We start from the raw sequence: 2,236 nt of genomic DNA, 5'->3' as shown, positions 1-2,236 counted from the left end.
CCAGGCCACCCAGGGATCCTGTTCCACCACTAAGTAGAACGGTCTTTCCAGCGGCGAATACGTTCCCCGAACCCAGCCCCCGACCCGCAACACGGACCAACCTGGGCACCGAGAAAATCGCACCACGCACCGCAACCTGCGGCTCACCACTGGCCAGCGCCACCCCCAGCGCCGCATCCAGGTCTCCTCCGGCCGCGGGGTCGGTGTCGACGAGCAGGATCCGTTCCGGATTCTCCGCCTGCGCGGCACGCACCAGGCCCCACACCGCCGCTCCAGCCGGATCCGTCACCGCTCCATCGCCCGCGGGCACCGCCCCCCGGGTCACCACCACAAGGCGCGAATCGTCAGAGCCCGCCCCGGCAAGCCACTCCTGCACCGCCCCCAACACGCGGGTGGTCAGGGCGAGTACCGCGCCCTCGCCGTCGTCCCCGAAGGCCTCCAGGACGGCCAACGGCGGGGCCGTCGCGCTTCCGGCCACATCCCCTCGTACCGGCGGCAGTTCGGTCCACTCCACGCCGAACAGCGTGTCGCGGCTCCCGTCCGCCGCCGCGGCGTCCAGCTGGTCGGTGGAGACCGGCAGGGACACCAGCGAGTCCATCGTCAGGACCGTGGCGCCGGTGTCGTCGGCGGCGTGGAACGACAGCGCGTCCGGGCCGCACGGTGCGACCCGCACGCGCAGCGCGGAGGCGCCCACGGCGTGCAGGAGCAGCCCGTTCCAGGCGAACGGCAGCACCTTGCGGTCGTCGTCCGGGCGGGCGAAGGCGTTCGTGTGGAGGGCGGCGTCGAGGAGCGCCGGGTGGATGCCGAACCCGCCTGCCTCCTCTCGGTGTTCCTCGGGCAGCGCGGCCTCGGCGAAGACCTCGTCGCCGCGCCGCCACACCGCGCGCAGGCCCTGGAAGGCGGGCCCGTACGCGTAGCCGCGCTCGACCAGGTCGGCGTAGAAGTCCGTCATCGGGACCGGCTCCGCGCCGGGCGGCGGCCAGGCCGCGAAGTCGAACGCGCGCCCCGGGTCGGGCGCCGTCGGCGAGGCCGCCAGGAGGCCGGTGGCGTGCCGCGTCCACACATCGTCCGCGCCGCCGTCGTCGGCGGCGTCCTCGCGCTGGGAGTACACGTCCACGGTCCGCGAACCCGTCGCGCCGGGTCCGCTCACCGCGACCTGGAGTCGTACGCCGCCGCTGTCGGGCAGCACCAGCGGCGCCTCGATGACGAGTTCCTCCAGGAGGCCGTGGCCGAACTCGTCGCCCGCGCGCACCGCGAGATCGACGTACACGGTGCCGGGGACGAGGACCGCACCGCCGATCGCGTGGTCGGCGAGCCACGGGTGCGTCCGCAGCGAGAGGCGTGAGGTGAAGACGAGGCCGTCGGACTGCGGCAGCGGTACGACCGCGCCCAGCAGCGGGTGGTCGGCCCCGGCGAGGCCGAGGGACGCGGAGTCCGTGGCGGACGCGCCCATCCGGATCCAGTAGTGCTGGTGGTCGAAGGCGTACGTCGGCAGGTCGACGCGCCGGGACGTGGCCCCGGCGGGCAGCGCCCTGGCCCAGTCCAGCGGGGTGCCCCGGACGAACAGCTCGGCCATCGAGGTGAGGAGGCGCCGCAGGCCGCCGTCCTCGCGGCGCAGCGAGCCCGTCACCACCACGTCGGCGTCGGCGGCGACCACGGCCTCGGTGATGGGCTGGACCAGTACGGGGTGGGCGCTGACCTCCACGAACACCCCGTGCCCCTGGTCGAGCAGGTCGGCGACGGCCGGGCCGAACCGTACGCGTTCGCGCAGGTTGCGGTACCAGTAGGCGCTGTCCAGGGCCCCGGCGTCCGTCACCCAACCGCCGGTGACGGTGGAGTAGAACGGCACCGTCGGCTCCTGTGCGCCGATCCCGGCGAGCACCTCGGCGAGCGTGGTGCGGACGTCCTCCACGTGCCGGGTGTGCGAGGCGTAGTCCACCGCGATCCGCCGGATGCGGACGCCCTGGTCGTCCAGGGCCTCCAGGGCCTCGTCCAGGGCTTGGGCGTCACCGGCGACCACGACGGAGGACGGCCCGTTGACGGCCGCGACCTCGACGCGGTCGGCCCAGGGCTCCAGACGCCCGGCCGCGTCCTCCTCGCTGAGGGCGACCGAGGCCATGCCCCCACGCCCGGCCAGCCGCGCCGCGATCGCCTGACTCCGCAACGCCACCACCCGCGCCGCATCCTCAAGCGACAACGCACCCGCCACACAAGCCGCCGCGATCTCACCCTGCGA

At 74.3% G+C, this 2,236-nt stretch carries 1 protein-coding gene; it reads right to left on the bottom strand.

Going from position 1 to position 2,236, the window contains the following annotated elements:
• A partial coding sequence (locus tag IG74_RS0144325; RefSeq protein WP_234334682.1) for an acyltransferase domain-containing protein occupies window positions 1-2,209 on the bottom strand: 2,209 nt, incomplete at its 3' end.
• Window positions 2,210-2,236: the final 27 nt, after the last annotated feature.

Source organism: Streptomyces sp. NRRL B-1347, assembly GCF_000720325.1.
Lineage (GTDB): Bacteria > Actinomycetota > Actinomycetes > Streptomycetales > Streptomycetaceae > Streptomyces.
This window is presented reverse-complemented; position numbering and strand designations above follow the sequence as displayed.